At 60.3% G+C, this 15363-nt stretch carries 15 protein-coding genes; 8 read left to right on the top strand and 7 right to left on the bottom strand.

The annotated features are described in order from the left end of the window. The first annotated feature begins 125 nt into the window (after positions 1-125). Positions 126-1316 carry a CaiB/BaiF CoA transferase family protein gene (locus BLU26_RS09540; protein ID WP_092286060.1) on the top strand — a complete coding sequence of 397 codons (1191 nt, stop codon included), beginning with the start codon at positions 126-128 and terminating at the stop codon, positions 1314-1316. Between the two features lie 9 nt (positions 1317-1325). Here the strand turns inward: BLU26_RS09540 and BLU26_RS09535 are convergent, their stop codons facing one another. Beyond that, positions 1326-2102: a GntR family transcriptional regulator gene (locus BLU26_RS09535; RefSeq protein WP_092286058.1), complete on the bottom strand. Its 777-nt coding sequence runs from the start codon at positions 2100-2102 to the stop codon at positions 1326-1328. 210 nt (positions 2103-2312) lie between these two features. Here BLU26_RS09535 and BLU26_RS09530 point away from each other — a divergent pair, with 210 nt between their 5' ends. The 7 genes from BLU26_RS09530 to BLU26_RS09500 all read left to right on the top strand — a co-directional run bounded on the left by BLU26_RS09530 (position 2313) and on the right by BLU26_RS09500 (position 10707). Further along, a complete protein-coding gene (locus BLU26_RS09530) occupies positions 2313-4007 on the top strand; it encodes an L-lactate permease (RefSeq protein WP_092286056.1) in 1695 nt (564 codons plus the stop codon). 68 nt (positions 4008-4075) lie between these two features. Further along, on the top strand, positions 4076-5215 hold the full coding sequence (lldD, locus tag BLU26_RS09525) for an FMN-dependent L-lactate dehydrogenase LldD (RefSeq protein ID WP_092286054.1): 1140 nt from the start codon (positions 4076-4078) through the stop codon (positions 5213-5215). Continuing rightward, on the top strand, positions 5212-6945 hold the full coding sequence (gene dld, locus BLU26_RS09520; protein ID WP_092286052.1) for a D-lactate dehydrogenase: 1734 nt from the start codon (positions 5212-5214) through the stop codon (positions 6943-6945). The genes lldD and dld overlap by 4 nt, the downstream gene beginning before the upstream one ends. A gap of 186 nt (positions 6946-7131) precedes the next feature. Next, positions 7132-7398, top strand: a complete 267-nt coding sequence (locus BLU26_RS09515; RefSeq protein WP_092288440.1) for a helix-turn-helix domain-containing protein — start codon at positions 7132-7134, stop codon at positions 7396-7398. Then, a complete protein-coding gene (locus BLU26_RS09510) occupies positions 7395-8729 on the top strand; it encodes a type II toxin-antitoxin system HipA family toxin (RefSeq protein ID WP_092286050.1) in 1335 nt (444 codons plus the stop codon). Before BLU26_RS09515 ends, BLU26_RS09510 begins: the two co-directional genes overlap by 4 nt. A gap of 250 nt (positions 8730-8979) precedes the next feature. Continuing rightward, entirely contained in the window at positions 8980-9750 is a 771-nt protein-coding gene (locus BLU26_RS09505) for a nuclease-related domain-containing protein (RefSeq protein WP_092286048.1), read from the top strand. 36 nt (positions 9751-9786) lie between these two features. Further along, the gene (locus BLU26_RS09500; RefSeq protein WP_092286046.1) at positions 9787-10707 is read left to right on the top strand and encodes a restriction endonuclease; all 921 of its coding nucleotides are present in this window, start codon (positions 9787-9789) and stop codon (positions 10705-10707) included. A 278-nt stretch (positions 10708-10985) separates the two neighbouring features. Here BLU26_RS09500 and BLU26_RS09495 read toward each other — a convergent pair whose 3' ends face one another. From BLU26_RS09495 to BLU26_RS09470, 6 genes are all read right to left on the bottom strand, one after another. Continuing rightward, positions 10986-11648 carry a lysophospholipid acyltransferase family protein gene (locus BLU26_RS09495; protein ID WP_092286044.1) on the bottom strand — a complete coding sequence of 221 codons (663 nt, stop codon included), beginning with the start codon at positions 11646-11648 and terminating at the stop codon, positions 10986-10988. A 7-nt stretch (positions 11649-11655) separates the two neighbouring features. After that, positions 11656-12612 carry a phosphatidate cytidylyltransferase gene (locus BLU26_RS09490; protein ID WP_197674477.1) on the bottom strand — a complete coding sequence of 319 codons (957 nt, stop codon included), beginning with the start codon at positions 12610-12612 and terminating at the stop codon, positions 11656-11658. 1 nt (position 12613) lies between these two features. Next, positions 12614-13276 carry a CDP-alcohol phosphatidyltransferase family protein gene (locus BLU26_RS09485; protein ID WP_092286043.1) on the bottom strand — a complete coding sequence of 221 codons (663 nt, stop codon included), beginning with the start codon at positions 13274-13276 and terminating at the stop codon, positions 12614-12616. A gap of 3 nt (positions 13277-13279) precedes the next feature. Then, the gene (locus BLU26_RS09480) at positions 13280-13675 is read right to left on the bottom strand and encodes a hypothetical protein (protein WP_092286041.1); all 396 of its coding nucleotides are present in this window, start codon (positions 13673-13675) and stop codon (positions 13280-13282) included. Continuing rightward, a complete protein-coding gene (locus BLU26_RS09475) occupies positions 13672-14541 on the bottom strand; it encodes an alpha/beta hydrolase (RefSeq protein ID WP_092286039.1) in 870 nt (289 codons plus the stop codon). Before BLU26_RS09475 ends, BLU26_RS09480 begins: the two co-directional genes overlap by 4 nt. A gap of 131 nt (positions 14542-14672) precedes the next feature. Beyond that, on the bottom strand, positions 14673-15275 hold the full coding sequence (locus tag BLU26_RS09470) for a DUF3617 domain-containing protein (protein WP_157719341.1): 603 nt from the start codon (positions 15273-15275) through the stop codon (positions 14673-14675). Between the last annotated feature and the right edge of the window lie 88 nt (positions 15276-15363).

Genomic DNA, 15363 nt, shown 5'->3' with positions numbered 1-15363 from the left:
TGCCGCAGTAGTACGGCAAGCAGATCTGCTTGCCTTCATGGTCGCATCAGGGCGACCCGTTTGAACTCACCGCGAATTTGCTCGGTTAGCTTGCCGCTTGAAGCTTGCCGCTTGGAGCTAACGAAATGAGCGCTTTGTCTGGCCTGAAAGTCCTCGATCTCTCCCGCGTACTGGCTGGCCCCTGGGCCGGGCAGATGCTGGCCGATCTGGGTGCAGACGTGGTCAAGGTCGAGCGGCCTGAGGTGGGTGACGACACCCGCGCCTGGGGGCCGCCCTATCTGCGTGATGCCGAGGGGCGCGATACCTCCGAGGCGGCGTATTTTCTGTCGGCCAATCGCAACAAGCGCTCGATCACCATCGACTTTACCCAGCCGGAAGGTCAGCAGCAGGTCCGCGAGCTGGTGGCCAAGGCCGATGTGCTGATCGAGAACTTCAAGGTAGGCGGTCTGGCGGCCTACGGGTTGGATTACGCCAGCTTGCAGCAGTTGAATCCGCGATTGATTTATTGCTCGATCACCGGCTTTGGGCAGACTGGCCCCTACGCCAAGCGAGCAGGCTACGATTTCATGATTCAGGCCATGGGCGGCCTGATGAGCGTGACTGGCAAGGCAGCCGATGAGGAGGGCGCAGGGCCGGTCAAGGTCGGCGTTGCTCTGACCGATATTCTGACCGGGCTGTACGCCAGTAATGCGGTCCTGGCTGCACTGAACGAGCGTGAGCGCAGCGGCCTGGGTCAGTATATTGATCTGGCGTTGCTCGACGTACAGGTGGCTTGTCTGGGCAATCAGGCACTGAATTATCTGGCCACCGGTGTCGCACCGCAGCGCCTGGGCAACGCGCACCCCAATATTGTCCCCTATCAGGACTTTCCTACGGCCGATGGCGATTTCATTCTCACAGTAGGAAATGATGGCCAGTTCCGCCGCTTCTGTGACGTCGCCGGGCATCCGGAATGGGCCAGTGATGCGCGCTTTGCCAGCAATGCGCAGCGGGTCGCCCACCGCGCGGAGCTGATACCGTTGATCCGTCAGGCGACGGTGTTTCGTACCACCGCCGAGTGGATTGCCGCGCTGGAGCAGGCCGGTGTGCCTTGCGGGCCGATCAACGATCTGGCGCAGGTGTTTGCTGATGCACAGATCCAGGCGCGTGGCGTGCAAATCAGCCTGCCGCATGCGCTCTCGGGTGAGGTCGCGCTGGTGGCCAACCCCATACGCCTGTCCCGTACGCCGGTGGAATACCGCAGCGCGCCGCCGCTGTTGGGTGAGCACAGTGCCGAGGTGCTGCGCGACTGGTTGGGTAGCTCCACCACGCGCTAAGGGAGAGTGTTAGCGCTTTGGCGTGCCATCACGGCGCTGCGCGCGGGCCAGGCGCAGGCTTTCCTGCTGGCTTTGGTCCAGCACTTCCTGCACGTAACTGATGTGCTCGCTGGCCTGGCGGCGGGCCTCGTCCGCCTGGCCCTGCATGATGGCTTCAAACAAGGCGCCATGCTGGGCTACCAGCATGCGACGGCTTTCTTCGCGCAGCGCATACATGCCACCAATATTGGTTACTACGTTGCGTTTCAGCAGGTCGAACAGGCCGCGGATGGTATGCAGCAGCACCATGTTGTGGCTGGCTTCGGCAATCGCCAGGTGAAAGCGCGCATCGGCGGCGCCTTCTTCGGCGCGGCTGGCCTTGCTACCGCTGGCGTAGCACGCCTGCAAACTATCGTAAGCGGCCTGCAGGTTCTGACGATCCAGTTCGGTGGCACGCTTGGCGGCGTAGTAGGCGCAATCGGCCTCCAGCGTGTGCCGAAACTCCAGCAGGTCGCGCTGCGCTTCGGGGCGACCTTCGAGTAGCCCGAGTAGCGGATCACTGAAGCTGGAGCCAAGATTTTCACTGACGTAATTGCCGCCACCCTGACGGCTGGTCAGCAGCCCCTTGGCGGCGAGTTTTTGTACCGCCTCGCGCAGCGACGGACGCGACACGCCAAATTGCTCAGCCAGCGCACGCTCGGCCGGCAACCGCTGGCCAGGCTGCAGCGTGCCTTCCAGAATCATGGTCTCCAGCTGTTCGACTATGTTGTCCGCCAGCCTGCGCTGTCGAACCTGTCCCACTTCCATTAGTTGTCCTTTTTGGTCTTACCAATCGGTGAATTCTGGCGGGCTTGAGCGCGCGGGGCAAGTGCTGCGCCAAACCGCCTATACCAAAGTCTACCTTCCAGAGTTTGACAGCGGGGTGATGCTTTTTTAATCTGGCTGGCCTGAATTGTAAATTGGTATTACCAATTAACCTAAACAACAACTAGAAAGAACCCTTTGCAGGAGTGCTTCATGTCATCCGGATTTCTGGCCTTGCTGGCCTTTACCCCCATATTGCTGGCCGGCGTTCTGCTGATCGGCCTGCGTTGGCCGGCGCGGCGCGCCATGCCACTGGTGTATCTGGTCAGTGCCGCGATTGCACTGTTCGGCTGGGACATGAGCGTCAACCGTGTACTGGCATCTACCCTGCAGGGGTTGATCGTCACGCTGGGGCTGCTGTGGATCATCTTCGGCGCCATTCTGCTGCTCAATACACTCAAGCATTCCGGCGGCATCACCGCCATTCGTGCCGGTTTCACCACCATCAGCCCGGACCGCCGTATTCAGGCCATCATCATTGCCTGGCTGTTCGGCTGCTTCATCGAAGGCGCCTCCGGCTTCGGTACGCCGGCGGCGATTGCCGCGCCCTTGCTGGTTGCCATCGGCTTCCCGTCCATGGCGGCGGTGCTGATGGGCATGCTGGTGCAGAGCACGCCGGTCTCTTTTGGCGCAGTAGGTACGCCGATTATCGTTGGCGTCAGCACCGGGCTGGACCATGCGGCCATTGGCGAACAGCTGGCCGCCAGCGGTTCCAGCTGGGAAGCCTATCTGCAGTTGATCACCAGTCAGGTAGCGATCATTCACGCCCTGGTCGGCACGGTGATGCCGCTGGTAATGGTCATCATGCTGGTACGCTTTTTTGGCCGCGATAAAAGCTGGCGTGCGGTGTTTGAAGTGTTGCCCTTTGCGCTCTTCGCTGGCGTGTCGGTCACCATCCCGTACATGCTGACCGGCATCTTGCTGGGGCCGGAGTTCCCCGCGCTGATGGGCAGCCTGGTCGGCCTGGCGGTGGTTACTACCGCCGCACGGTTCGGCTTTCTGGTGCCAAAAACCACCTGGGACTTTGCCCCACGTGAGCAGTGGCCGGCGCAGTGGATGGGCAGCATCGAGATGAAACTCGAGGATCTGACCGCACGGCCGATGAGCAGCTTCCGCGCTTGGTTGCCCTATTTGCTGGTAGGCCTGATTCTGGTCATCAGCCGCGTGTTCCCTGAGGTCACCGCGCTGTTCAAGTCGATCTCGTTCGGCGCGACTGACCTGCTGGGCGAGGCGGGCATCAGCGCCGGCGTGCAGCCGCTCTACCTGCCGGGCGGCATTCTGGTGATGGTGGTACTGATGACCTTTTTCCTGCATCGCATGCAGCTGCGCGATCTGGGCAAGGCGGCGAAAGAGTCCGGCGGGGTGTTATTGAGCGCCGGTTTTGTATTGTTGTTTACCGTGCCCATGGTGCGGATTCTAATCAACTCCGGCGTTAACGCCGCCGACCTGCCGAGCATGCCGATCGTGATGGCGCGATACGTGGCAGACAGCGTGGGCGGCATCTACCCGCTGTTTGCGCCGGCCATCGGGGCGCTGGGTGCCTTCCTTGCCGGCTCCAACACGGTGTCCAATATGATGTTCAGCCAGTTTCAGTTCGGTGTTGCCAGTAACCTCGGGCTGTCCACCGCGCTGGTGGTGGCCGCGCAGGCGATTGGCGCCGCAGCGGGTAACATGATTGCGATTCACAACGTGGTGGCGGCGTCTGCCACAGTGGGCTTGCTGGGCCGTGAAGGCACCACCCTGCGGCGCACCGTCTGGCCAACGCTTTACTATGTGCTGGCAACGGGCCTGATCGCGCTGTTTGCGGTCTACGTGCTCAACGCCAGTGATCCGCTGCTGGCCAGCTAACACCAGCTTTGAACGCGCCCCGGTTGCCGCCGGGGCGTTTGCCGTACAAGTGAAAACGGGACACCCACATGATCATCTCTGCCTCCACCGACTACCGCGCGGCCGCCAAGCGCCGCCTGCCGCCGTTCCTGTTCCATTACATCGATGGCGGCGCCTATGCCGAGCACACGCTCAAACGCAACGTAGCGGACCTGGCCGATATCGCGCTGCGCCAGCGAGTACTCAACGACATGTCGGAGCTGAGCCTGGAAACCCGGCTGTTCAGCGAAACCCTGGCTATGCCGGTAGCGCTGGCGCCGGTCGGCCTGACCGGCATGTACGCCCGTCGGGGCGAGGTGCAGGCAGCGCGCGCGGCGGCGACAAAAGGCATTCCCTTTACCCTGTCTACCGTCTCGGTTTGCCCGATCGAAGAAGTTGCGCCAGCGATTCAGCGGCCCATGTGGTTTCAGCTCTATGTGCTGAAAGACCGTGGCTTTATGAAGAACGCACTGGAACGCGCCAAGGCGGCCGGGGTAACTACCCTGGTGTTTACCGTCGATATGCCGGTGCCCGGCGCGCGCTACCGCGATGCGCACTCCGGCATGAGCGGCCCGAACGCGCCACTGCGCCGTATGCTGCAGGCGATGACGCACCCGCGTTGGGCATTGGATGTGGGGCTGCTGGGCAAGCCGCATGATCTCGGCAATATCTCCACCTATCGCGGTAATCCGACTGGGCTGGCGGATTACATTGGCTGGCTGGGCGCCAACTTTGATCCGTCCATCTGCTGGCAGGATCTGGAGTGGATTCGTGAGTACTGGGACGGCCCCATGGTGATCAAAGGCATTCTCGACGCCGACGACGCGCGTGATGCCGTGAGCTTTGGCGCCGACGGCATTGTGGTGTCCAACCACGGCGGCCGGCAGTTGGATGGCGTGCTGTCGACTGCACGCGCTTTGCCAGCGATTGCCGATGCGGTGAAAGGGCAAATCAAGATCTTTGCCGACTCGGGCGTGCGTACCGGGCTGGATGTGGTGCGCATGCTGGCGCTGGGTGCTGACTGCGCCATGCTGGGGCGTGCCTTTGTTTACGCATTGGCCGCCGATGGCGAAGCCGGCGTAGCCAACCTGCTGGAGCTGATCGACAAGGAAATGCGCGTGGCCATGGTGCTCACCGGCGCCAAAACCATCGCCGATATCAACTCCGACATGCTGGTGCGTGGGCTATGAGCGCCGCAGCAACGAGTGCGCGCGAGCCGCTGCTGGCCAGTTTTCGCGCCGTGGTTGGCCCGCGCCACGTGCTGACCGGCGACCAGCAGACCCGACGTTTTCGCAAGGGCCACCGCACCGGCGAAGGCCGGGTACTTGCCGTAGTGCAACCGGGTACGCTGCTGGAGCAGTGGCAGGTTTTGCAGGCAGCGGTCGCGGCGGATTGCATTGTCATCATGCAGGCCGCCAACACCGGCCTGACCGGCGGTTCCACACCCGATGGCGATAACTACGAGCGTGACATTGTGCTGATCAGCACGCGCCGTCTGGACGGCGTGCAATTGATCAACCAGGGCGAGCAGGTAGTTTGCCTGCCCGGCGCCACGCTGGACCGCTTGGAGCGCGAGCTGGCCCCGCTGGGCCGCGAGCCGCATTCGGTGATCGGCTCCTCGTGCATCGGTGCCTCGGTACTCGGCGGTGTGTGCAACAACTCCGGCGGCGCCCTGGTGCGCCGCGGCCCTGCCTACACCGAGCTGGCGCTCTACGCGCAGGTGCAGGCTGACGGCAGCCTGACGCTGATCAATCATTTGGGAATTGAGCTGGGCGAAAGTCCGGAAGAAATTCTCACGCGTCTGCAGCAGGGCGACTACAGCCCAGCCGCCGTGCGCAATGAAGCGGCCGAAGCCTCAGATGCAGGTTACTCCGAACACGTGCGCGACGTGGATGCCGACACTCCCGCGCGCTTCAACGCCGATCCCTCACGCCTGTTTGAAGCCTCGGGTTCGGCCGGCAAGCTGTGCCTGTTTGCCGTGCGGCTGGATACCTTCGTCAAGGAGCCCAGCACCGTGTTCTACATCGGCAGCAACGACCCGCAGGACCTCACCGATCTGCGCCGCTATCTGCTCACCAGTCTGCCCAGCCTGCCGATTGCCGGTGAATACATCCACCGCACTGCCTTCGATATTGGCGAGCGCTACGGCAAGGACACCTACCTGATCATCGACCGCTTTGGCACTGCCAAGGTGCCCGCCGCCTTTGCGCTCAAGAGCCGCATCGACGGACTGTTCGAGCGGGTTGGGTTGCGCGGTGTGAGCGATCGCATCATCCAGAAACTCATGGATCTGCTGCCCAGCCACTTACCCGAGCGCATGCGCGAGTACCGCGACCGCTACGAGCACCACCTGCTGCTGCGCGTCTCCAATGACGTCGCCGAACAAACCCGCGAGCATCTGCGGGGCTTTTTCGTCTCACGGGACAGCGGCAGTTATTTTGAGTGCGATGAAGACGAAGGTCGCCGCGCCTTCCTGCATCGCTTCGCCGTCGCCGGCGCCGCGATCCGCTACCGCGAAGTACATCGCAAGGAGGTTGAAGACATAGTCGCGCTCGACATCGCCCTGCGCCGCAACGACCGCGACTGGGTAGAAAGCCTGCCGCCCGAGCTGGAGCAGGGCATGGTGCACAAACTGTACTACGGCCACTTCTTCTGCCACGTCTTCCACCAGGACTACATCGTGCGCAAGGGCGTCGATCCACTCGCCATGGAGCATCGCATGTGGGCGCTGCTGGACGAGCGCCGCGCCGAATATCCCGCCGAGCACAATGTCGGCCACCTCTACGTTGCCAAACCCGCACTCGCCGACTTCTACCGCGAACTCGACCCGACCAACAGCTTTAATCCGGGTATTGGGCATACCTCACGGCAGCGTGGCTGGGGCGAGTGTTGTGGTGGGCACGAGGGGGATGTGGGTTAAAAGTTCGTTGAATCGTGAGAACTGCGTCACCCATAGAAATGTAGCCTGCAAGCCACAGTATCCCTTGTTACATACTTATTTGTGGCTTTTGGGCTACAAATATTGATTGCGAGTGGTTGTAACTTTGTGGCTCAAGGGCTACATTTCTTGGCATCTTCTTCTTTCTTGATGCCCGAGGGCTACAAAATGAGCTCCTTGTACGATGTGTCTGAAATGCTCAAGCAGGCGCGAAGCGATGCGAACCTAAGCCAGGAAGCAATAGCCAGCCGTGCCGGCGTGTCACGTTCAACAGTGGCGCGCATGGAGACTCTGGCAAAGGGCGACATGAGTGTGTCGGCACTGGTTCGTTTACTGGAAGCCGCAGGCTACGACTTGAAGTTGGTAAAGGCCGGTCACGAAAGGACAGTTGAAGACATCCTCGCAGAGCAGCGCTCAGGGAGAGACGAGCCATGATGCTCGACGTGCATATCAGCTCCAGGCTAGTCGCCAAGCTTTATCGAGAGCGGGATGAATACGTACTGAAATACCTGCCAGGCGCACTGCCGGAAGATTTTGTCAGCCTGACCATGCCCGTGCGTGAAGAAGTATGGCGCTGGCCACGAGACCTATTTCCATTTTTCCGGCAGAACCTTCCTGAAGGATATTTGCTGGGCGTTATCCGCGAGGAATTTGGCGCGTTGCTTGATGGCACTGACTTATCGCTGCTCGCTCTGGTCGGAGGCGCAGGTATCGGCAGAGTGTCGGTCACACCTGAGGGTGTGCGGCCTGATAGTGAAATGCAGCCATTGGAAATAAGCCAACTGCTCACGGCAGAAAACACCACAGAACACTTCGCCCAGTTGGTGCGTCAATATGCTCGGGTCGCCGTCTCTGGCGTGGTGCCGAAGTTCATTGCCACAGACGCAGTGCAGAAGCCGGAGGCCATGGGGAAGCCGACCCTGCGCACCGGATTTCACATCATCAAAGGCTCTGATCAGAGCACGCCATTTCTCGGTTTCAACGAGTTCTACACTATGCGCGTGCTTGCTCGTTTAAACGTTGTACCGGTCGCCTCCTGCCAAATGTCTGAGGACGGGAAGGTGCTGGTAGTGGACCGTTTCGATGTTGATGAACAAGGCGTGCCCCGCTGGGGAGTAGAAGATGCGTGCGGGTTGCTGGGTTTGCCGCCACATGAAAAGTACTCGCCTTCCACCGAGCGGGTGTGGAAGGCCACACGGACCTACATTCCGAGAGACCTAACCCGGGCTCAGAGCGAGCACCTTGGTTGGCAGCTGCTGGCAAACTATGTAGTGCGTAATGCGGACTGCCATTCGAAGAACATCGCACTGTGTTACACCTCGCGTGCGGATGTGGCCTTCACTCCAGTCTATGACCTGGTGACAACGCAGGCCTACCCGCGTTTCGCAGCTGGCCCACCAGCGCTTTCCGTCGGTGGGAGACAAACCTGGACTCCCGGCCGTTCGCTGGAAACCTTCTTTAAATCAGTGTTGGGTATTGCGCCGCGCCAGTACGCTGCCATGGTTGAACAGCTTTGTGAGTCAGCAGTAGAAGTGGGTAAAGAGGTCATTGAGGCATCCAGGAACGAACCGGCATGGCGCGATGTGGCCAAGCAGATGGTGCATGCCTGGAACGACGGGATGGAGACCCTGCGCAGCGCCAAAGCCGCCCCGCAATTACGTGGGTTGGATGCTGCTATTGAAGAGGCCGGTTTCTCAGGGGCGCGCAAGCCGGAACCTAGCAGTGAAGTGATGGGGCGCTCTGAATTGCTGGCAAAGAAACGCTAAGGCTTATAGCGGGAAGCAGCCGGCGGAACGCTCCTCCTGGATTTGGCAGCAAACCCTTTGGTCACGTATAAGTGGTAAGCGAAACCCTTTGTACTAGCCTGAATGGCATCGACGATGCGAGCCTGTACGGAGCGGCCGCAATATTATCGTGCCATCAAACTAAATTTAGGTACTATCCAGGTAAACCGGGTTCGTTAAATCAGGCCATGCAGCTCAGGCCAGTGGACTCAGAATAACGCAAGGACAGGAAATGGATTTCTCTCCCATCATCGCGCAGGCATGGGGCATGCTCAGCTGGCTTATCCCGCTGATGTTGCTCGCCGGGCTACTCAAGTCGCCTTGGTTCAAAGGTTATATCGGCGAGCTGCTGGTGCGGCTATTCGCCCATTGGCAGTTGGACAACCAGATTTACCGCCGCTTGCATAACGTCACCTTGAATACCTCAGACGGCACCACACAGATCGACCACGTCTTCCTCTCGTCCTACGGCATCTTCGTGCTAGAGACGAAAAACATGAGCGGCTGGGTTTTCGGCAGCGAAAAACAAGCCCATTGGACGCAGAAGCTCTACAAGCGCAGCTTCAAATTCCAGAACCCGCTGCGGCAGAACTACAAACACCTCAAAGCGATAGAAGCCACGCTGGGCCTTAACCCCCAGCACCTGCACTCGGTTATCACCTTTGTCGGCGGCAGTACCTTTAAAACCGAGCTGCCCGCTAACGTGACCCAAGGCATCGGCTTTATTCGCTATATCAAGTCATTCCAGCAACGCGTGTTCAGCGAGGCGGAAGTCAACGCCATGCTCAAAGCCCTGAAAACCGGCCGCCGCGCACCTACCCTCGCTACTCACCGCGAGCACGCGCAGAACCTTAAGCGGCGTAGTGATCCGACAGCTGAGCGGCAATGCCCGAAATGTGGCAGTGCGCTGGTAATTCGTACCGTGAAGTCAGGGGTGAAAGCTGGGCAAAAATTTTGGGGATGCTCCACTTTTCCGAAGTGCAAAACCAGGCAGAGCCTTTAAGCCGGTTGCCCCATCAAGTCTGCACTTGGAGACGCAATGTCAGTTCCAACCTACGACCAGTTTATTGAACCGATTCTTCGCTACTTGGCAGCCAATCCCGGTGGCTCGACAGCGCGTGTGGCTCATGACGCCGCTGCAAATGCGCTGAATTTGTCTGAAGCACAGCGCCAAGAACTGATAGCCAGCGGCCAAGCCACTTACAAAAACCGTGCTGGCTGGGCGCATGACCGCCTAAAGCGGGCAGGCTTGTCTAGCAGCGCCAAGCGTGGGTATTGGAAGCTTACGGATGCCGGGGCGGTTTACGCTGCACAGAACCCTGCTCCTCTTAGCGCCGAAAAAGTCGAACAGCTCGCCATCGGATTCATGAATGTAAAACTCAAGTCGCCACCTGACGCGGTTGCTCTCGATGGGCAAGAGCAATCCGTACTTCTGGCTAACTCTGCAACAGTAAGCCCTGATGATCGTTTGGAGCAGGCCCTGCGTGAGCTGAGGGAAGCAACTGCAGCTGATCTTTTGGATAGTCTTTTGCAAGTCAGCCCTAACCGCTTTGAAGTCATTGTATTGGATGTGCTGCATAGCCTTGGCTATGGCACTAGCCGTGCAGATTTGCAGCGTGTGGGGGGGAGCGGTGATGGCGGCATTGACGGCGTTATCTCGCTCGACAAGCTCGGGTTGGAAAAAGTCTATGTTCAGGCAAAGCGTTGGCAGAGCACCGTTGGCCGTCCAGAGCTCCAAGCCTTCTTCGGCGCACTGGCAGGCCAGAAAGCCAAGCGTGGCGTATTTATAACCACGTCTGGTTTCACAGCGCAGGCGGTCGAATTCTCCCGATCTGTAGAAGGCATGGTACTGGTAGACGGCAATCGACTGGTCAAGCTGATGATGGATCACGAAGTCGGTGTGACATCTCGTTTGCTCAAGTTGCCAAAGCTGGATAGCGATTATTTTGATGAAGAATAGCTATACGGAGAAGAGTCCGTTCCTCTAACGTTTTTACTTAGGCGGATTGGTAGTCAGCGGTCATCGTACTTTGATTTGGCTGTTCCCAGGAGTTGCTGTGCGATCCAGTTCAGGAAGTATTGAGCTACGACAGCTGCGCCATTAACAGTTTCGACCAGCTCCTATTCGAAATGGGCTAGGTGAAGCGTTCTGTTCAGAGCGATAAAGTTATCTCTGCCACAAGAAAATCAGGGCATAAGAATGTGTTTATCTGAACGCAATTACTTACACCGGTGGTCTTAATCCTCCCACCGCTCATCCCGCCGCGTAATACACGCCGCCAACAATTCCTCCAGCGACGCCTGCAACTCCTGCATAAACACATTACTGTCCTCACCCGGTGTCAGCGCCTCACCAATCACCACGTCGCAGTTAAACGGCACCAGCATGGATTCGCCTTTGGGCAGGGCGCGGCCGAGGCCGTGCATGGCGATAGGGGTGACGGTGGTGCCGGGGTGGCTGCGGGCGAGGTGGTAGATGCCTTTGCGTAGTGGTTGCAGTTGTTCGGCTTCGCCGCGGCTACCTTCGGGGAAGAGCAGCAGGATTTCTTCGTTGGCCAGGGCCTGCTGGCACTGATCAAAGACCTTTTCCTTGTCGACTTGCCCCTGCCGATCCAGCGGAATGATGCCGATGACGTTGAGCGATAGCCAAGCGGTAAAGCGGTTACGCAAAAAGTAGTCGGCGGCAGCGACCGGGCGCACGCGGTGCAGTTGGCTGAGCGGGTAGAGCGCCATCAGCACCAGGGTGTCCAGGTGGCTGTTGTGGTTGGCGGCAAGGATTGACGGGCCGCGTGTGGGCAGGCGCTGCACTGAGTAGATGTTCAGGCCCAGCAGCAGATACACGACCGGTTTGACCACCAGCAGAAAGAACAGCCGTTTGGGCAGACGTTTAAAGAACGGCATGGCGGCCTCAGTAGCTGGTGTAAACGAGGAAGTGGAAGAATAGTGGCGCGGTGTACATCAGGCTGTCGATGCGATCGAGAATGCCGCCGTGACCGGGAATCAGTTGGCTGGTGTCCTTGATGCGCAGATCACGCTTGACCGCAGAGATGGTCAGGTCGCCAATAAACCCGGCGATGCCGATCAGCAGGCCGGCTGCCAGCCCCTGCCAGAAACTCAGCGGCGTAAGCCAGGGCGCGAGCAGACCGCCCAGCAGTGTGGTGGTGGCAACACCGCCAAGGAAACCAGCCCAGGTTTTGTTCGGGCTGATGGTCGGCACAATCTTGCGCTCGCCAAACTTCTTGCCCCAGATGTACTGCGCCACGTCGTTGAATTGGGTGAGGAAGACCAGATACAGCACCAGGCCGACGCCGCCACCAGAGGCGTTCTGATCCGCCGGCAGCATCAGCAGGTAAGCCACGTGGCTGATGGCGAATACCGTGGTCATGATCGCCCACTGGTACGAGCCAACAGCACGAATAAAACCCTTGGTTTCGCCGAGCATCAGCAGGCCGAAGGGAATCAGCAGGAACAGGTAAACCGGGATGAAGACGATGAACATGCCGTACCAGTCGGTGGCAATCCAGTAGTACTGCAGCGGCACCATGAAATAGAGCGCGAGGATCAGTCGGCGGTCGCTGATGCGTACTGGCAGGATGGAGAAAATCTCGCGCAGGGCGATGAAGCTCAATATGGCGAAGAAGATCAGCGATGCGACCTGGCCAATCATCAGTGCGGTGAACACCACCGCGACCATCACCCACCAGGAGTTGATGCGCTGTTTGAGCTCCAGATGTGCTTCCGGGCTTAAGCGCGAGCGCAGACGCCACTGGGTGATTGAGGCGACTACCAGCATGACCAGTACTACCAGCATGGCGCCCAGGGCATTGGGGGTGAGGTCGAGCATGAAGGGCAGGCCGATATCCATTTCAGTTGGCTCCACGTTGTTGCAGGCGCAGGTAGGCGCCAATCAGGCGGCGCAGCGCGGTCATTGCGCTACCCACCACCAGAACGATCAGGCTGATCCAGAGCACCATGCCGTAGTGGCCCCAGAAAATTTCCAATGCCGAAATAACGGCAGCGGCGGTGATCAGCGCCATGCGCTGCTGCTTGGCCATGGGGCCGCGAAAATCCGCGGGCAAGCCGAGCGACACCCCCAGCACGCGAATGTAGGCGGTCATCACTGCCAGTAACGCGCCGAGCCAGGCCAGCCACATGGCGCTGGGGTAGTCCGGCAGCGCAAAGCCGCAGGCGACGATCAGCAGCGGATCGGCGATACGATCCGGCACATCGTTGAACAGCTCGCCAGCCAGCGTCTGCTTGCCGCCTTCCATTGCCACCATGCCATCAAACAGGTTGCACAGCAGGCGCAGTTGAATCAGCAGCGCGGCGGCCAGAAACCACAGCGAGCGTTCGCTCGCCAGCGTCTGCCCGGCCATTACCAGCGCTGCGCCCCCGCCCAGGGCAAACACCACGCTGAGCAAGGAAATCTGGTTGGGCGTGACGCTGCGGCGGCTAAGCCAGGCGGCGAAGCGGCGCATCATTCGCTGGTCGCGGATTTTCAGGGGGCGGCGGTTACTCAGGTCGGTCATGGTTTACTGCTCCGAAGAACGGGCGCCGGCATCACGCGCCAGCGATAAGGTGAGATACAGGCAATAGACGAAGGCCAGTACGCTAGGCGGCACAATGGTGGCCCAGAGTGTGGGCGTGGCGTTGGCGGTATGTGCCAGCCAGAGCGTGCTGAAACTGACCGAAACGATCAGCAGGGGCGGCAGTACGATGCGCGGCAGCGGGCCGGGCAAACGCGCAAAGAGCGCCCCGACACAGACTGCCATGATCAGCGTAATGATGGCGCTGGCACAGCCCTGCAGCAGGCCGGCGGTCACGGCATCCCGGTGCCCCGCCGGCCAGTTGGCCAGCAACGCCCAGCCACCCCAGAGCAGGAAAGCCATGGCGGCGGCCGCCAGCCGACCGGGCGCGAGGGCGCTCATTGCGTGCCTCGCGGCGCTGCGAATGCGGGGTCCAGGCTGGCAAGAAATTTATCTACCTGCGCGGTGTAGGCCGGATCGAAGCCCAGCGCGGAATTGATCTCGCGGTGCGTCATGTCGAGCGGGATTACCTCAACGCGGCGGCCCAGTTCGCGCGCCTTGCTGGCAAATGCGCGCGCTTGCGGGCAGGGCGTATCGCGTTTGGACGAGCAGACCGCCAGCAGCGGCGGCATGCCTTGCGTCAACTGATGCAAGGGTGAAACCGCCTGCCAGAACGCCGGGTCTTTGCCAAAGGCGTTGTCATACAGGCGCAGGTGACGAGACTGCATGATGGCGGGCACGTCGAACGCGGCGCTGTCGAGGGCTAAGGTGCCAAGCCAGGGCTGCAACTCGCTGTCGCCCATCGTTGCAACCTTGGCACTGAGCAAGGCGACCAGATGCGCGCCGGCGGAATGGCCCATCAATACCAGTCGCTGTGGGTCTATTTTCCATTGCGCCGCGTTGTGCTGGATGAAAGCGAGGGCGGCAGCGACGTCAGCGGTTTGTTGCAGTGGGTCTGTGGGTAGCAGGCGGTAATCGATCGAGATCAAGGCGACACCGCGTGGCAGCCAGTGGTCTGCCTTGTTGTCTACCACGCTGGCGGCGGATTTGCTGCCGCGCCGCCAGCCGCCGCCGTGCACCATGACGATCGCCGGCGTTGAGGGCTGCTGTGCTGCCCTGGCCGGCAGATAAATATCCAGCTGCGTCGCCGGATCGGGGCCGTAGGCGATGTCGGCATGGGTTGGGGTTGCTGCCTGAGCCGCGCTGATGGGCAGCCACCCGGCGATCAGCAAAAACACCGGGAGGTGGCGAAGGTGGAACGAGGCCATGCCGGGACATCCTGTTCGATAGCGTCGAGAAGACCGGCCAGCATAATGCACAAGGGCGGCAGGAGACGACAGGTAGCTGCTCAGGTTGTGAGCTGGGCAGCACCTCTTGCCTGTGGCAGATAACAGCAGCGCTACTCGACCGGTACATCACCACAGTCGCTGGCGACCCACTTGCTGATCTCCTGGTGATCGACCTTGACCGGGCCATTGAGTTTGTCGGCGAGCCCGCCCGCTGCTTGCTCCGGCAGCTGGTAGGTACCGTCACCGCGGAAGTTGGATTTGATCTCCCGGCTGCTGATCATTTGCATGTCGCCTTGCATGGTGCCGGTAAAACCGTCGGTATTGGCGCAATCGCCGCTGAACTCAAGGCGGTCATCATCGCTTTGCTTGACCTTGAGTTCGCAGCCGGGCATCTGCTCGCGGGCGTCGGCGAGCAGCGCCTCGGGGTCAGTCATTTTTTCCGCCAGCTCGGCGCTGATGCAGCGCTGGTGGCCGGCATCTTCGGCGTTGCCCATCATTTCCTCGACCATGGCGCGTTGCTCGGCGGGCATGTTGGCCAACATCGCCTGACGCGCTTCGCGCATCTTGGCCTGCAAATCCGCTCCGTTGATCAGGGTTGTGCTTTCGCTATGCCACAGGCCTGGCTCGGGTGCGGGTTCTATGCTGGCGGCGAACAGGGGCGGGGTGGCAATCAGCAGCAGGCTGGTAATCAGGTGCGAGGGGTGCAGTGTCATCCGGGTCATACTTGCTGGGTGGTGGTTGGTCTTGACCCTTCACTATAGAAGCGACGAGCGCGCGCGTCATGTGATGGCACAGGGAACG

This window comes from Halopseudomonas sabulinigri (assembly GCF_900105255.1).
GTDB lineage: Bacteria > Pseudomonadota > Gammaproteobacteria > Pseudomonadales > Pseudomonadaceae > Halopseudomonas > Halopseudomonas sabulinigri.
The sequence above is the reverse complement of the archived record's forward strand: the minus strand, read 5'-3'. Positions and strand labels throughout refer to the sequence as shown.

Bases quoted from the DNA above. Each gene is read 5' to 3' on its own strand.
- BLU26_RS09535 (WP_092286058.1), bottom strand. From the start codon at position 2,102: ATGGAAGTGGGACAGGTTCGACAGCGCAGGCTGGCGGACAACATAGTC.
- BLU26_RS09490 (WP_197674477.1), bottom strand. From the start codon at position 12,612: ATGGATATCGGCCTGCCCTTCATGCTCGACCTCACCCCCAATGCCCTG.
- BLU26_RS09530 (WP_092286056.1), top strand. From the start codon at position 2,313: ATGTCATCCGGATTTCTGGCCTTGCTGGCCTTTACCCCCATATTGCTG.
- BLU26_RS09495 (WP_092286044.1), bottom strand. From the start codon at position 11,648: ATGCCGTTCTTTAAACGTCTGCCCAAACGGCTGTTCTTTCTGCTGGTG.
- lldD (WP_092286054.1), top strand. From the start codon at position 4,076: ATGATCATCTCTGCCTCCACCGACTACCGCGCGGCCGCCAAGCGCCGC.
- dld (WP_092286052.1), top strand. From the start codon at position 5,212: ATGAGCGCCGCAGCAACGAGTGCGCGCGAGCCGCTGCTGGCCAGTTTT.
- BLU26_RS09500 (WP_092286046.1), top strand. From the start codon at position 9,787: ATGTCAGTTCCAACCTACGACCAGTTTATTGAACCGATTCTTCGCTAC.
- BLU26_RS09505 (WP_092286048.1), top strand. From the start codon at position 8,980: ATGGATTTCTCTCCCATCATCGCGCAGGCATGGGGCATGCTCAGCTGG.
- BLU26_RS09470 (WP_157719341.1), bottom strand. From the start codon at position 15,275: ATGACACTGCACCCCTCGCACCTGATTACCAGCCTGCTGCTGATTGCC.
- BLU26_RS09510 (WP_092286050.1), top strand. From the start codon at position 7,395: ATGATGCTCGACGTGCATATCAGCTCCAGGCTAGTCGCCAAGCTTTAT.
- BLU26_RS09515 (WP_092288440.1), top strand. From the start codon at position 7,132: ATGAGCTCCTTGTACGATGTGTCTGAAATGCTCAAGCAGGCGCGAAGC.
- BLU26_RS09480 (WP_092286041.1), bottom strand. From the start codon at position 13,675: ATGAGCGCCCTCGCGCCCGGTCGGCTGGCGGCCGCCGCCATGGCTTTC.
- BLU26_RS09485 (WP_092286043.1), bottom strand. From the start codon at position 13,276: ATGACCGACCTGAGTAACCGCCGCCCCCTGAAAATCCGCGACCAGCGA.
- BLU26_RS09475 (WP_092286039.1), bottom strand. From the start codon at position 14,541: ATGGCCTCGTTCCACCTTCGCCACCTCCCGGTGTTTTTGCTGATCGCC.
- BLU26_RS09540 (WP_092286060.1), top strand. From the start codon at position 126: ATGAGCGCTTTGTCTGGCCTGAAAGTCCTCGATCTCTCCCGCGTACTG.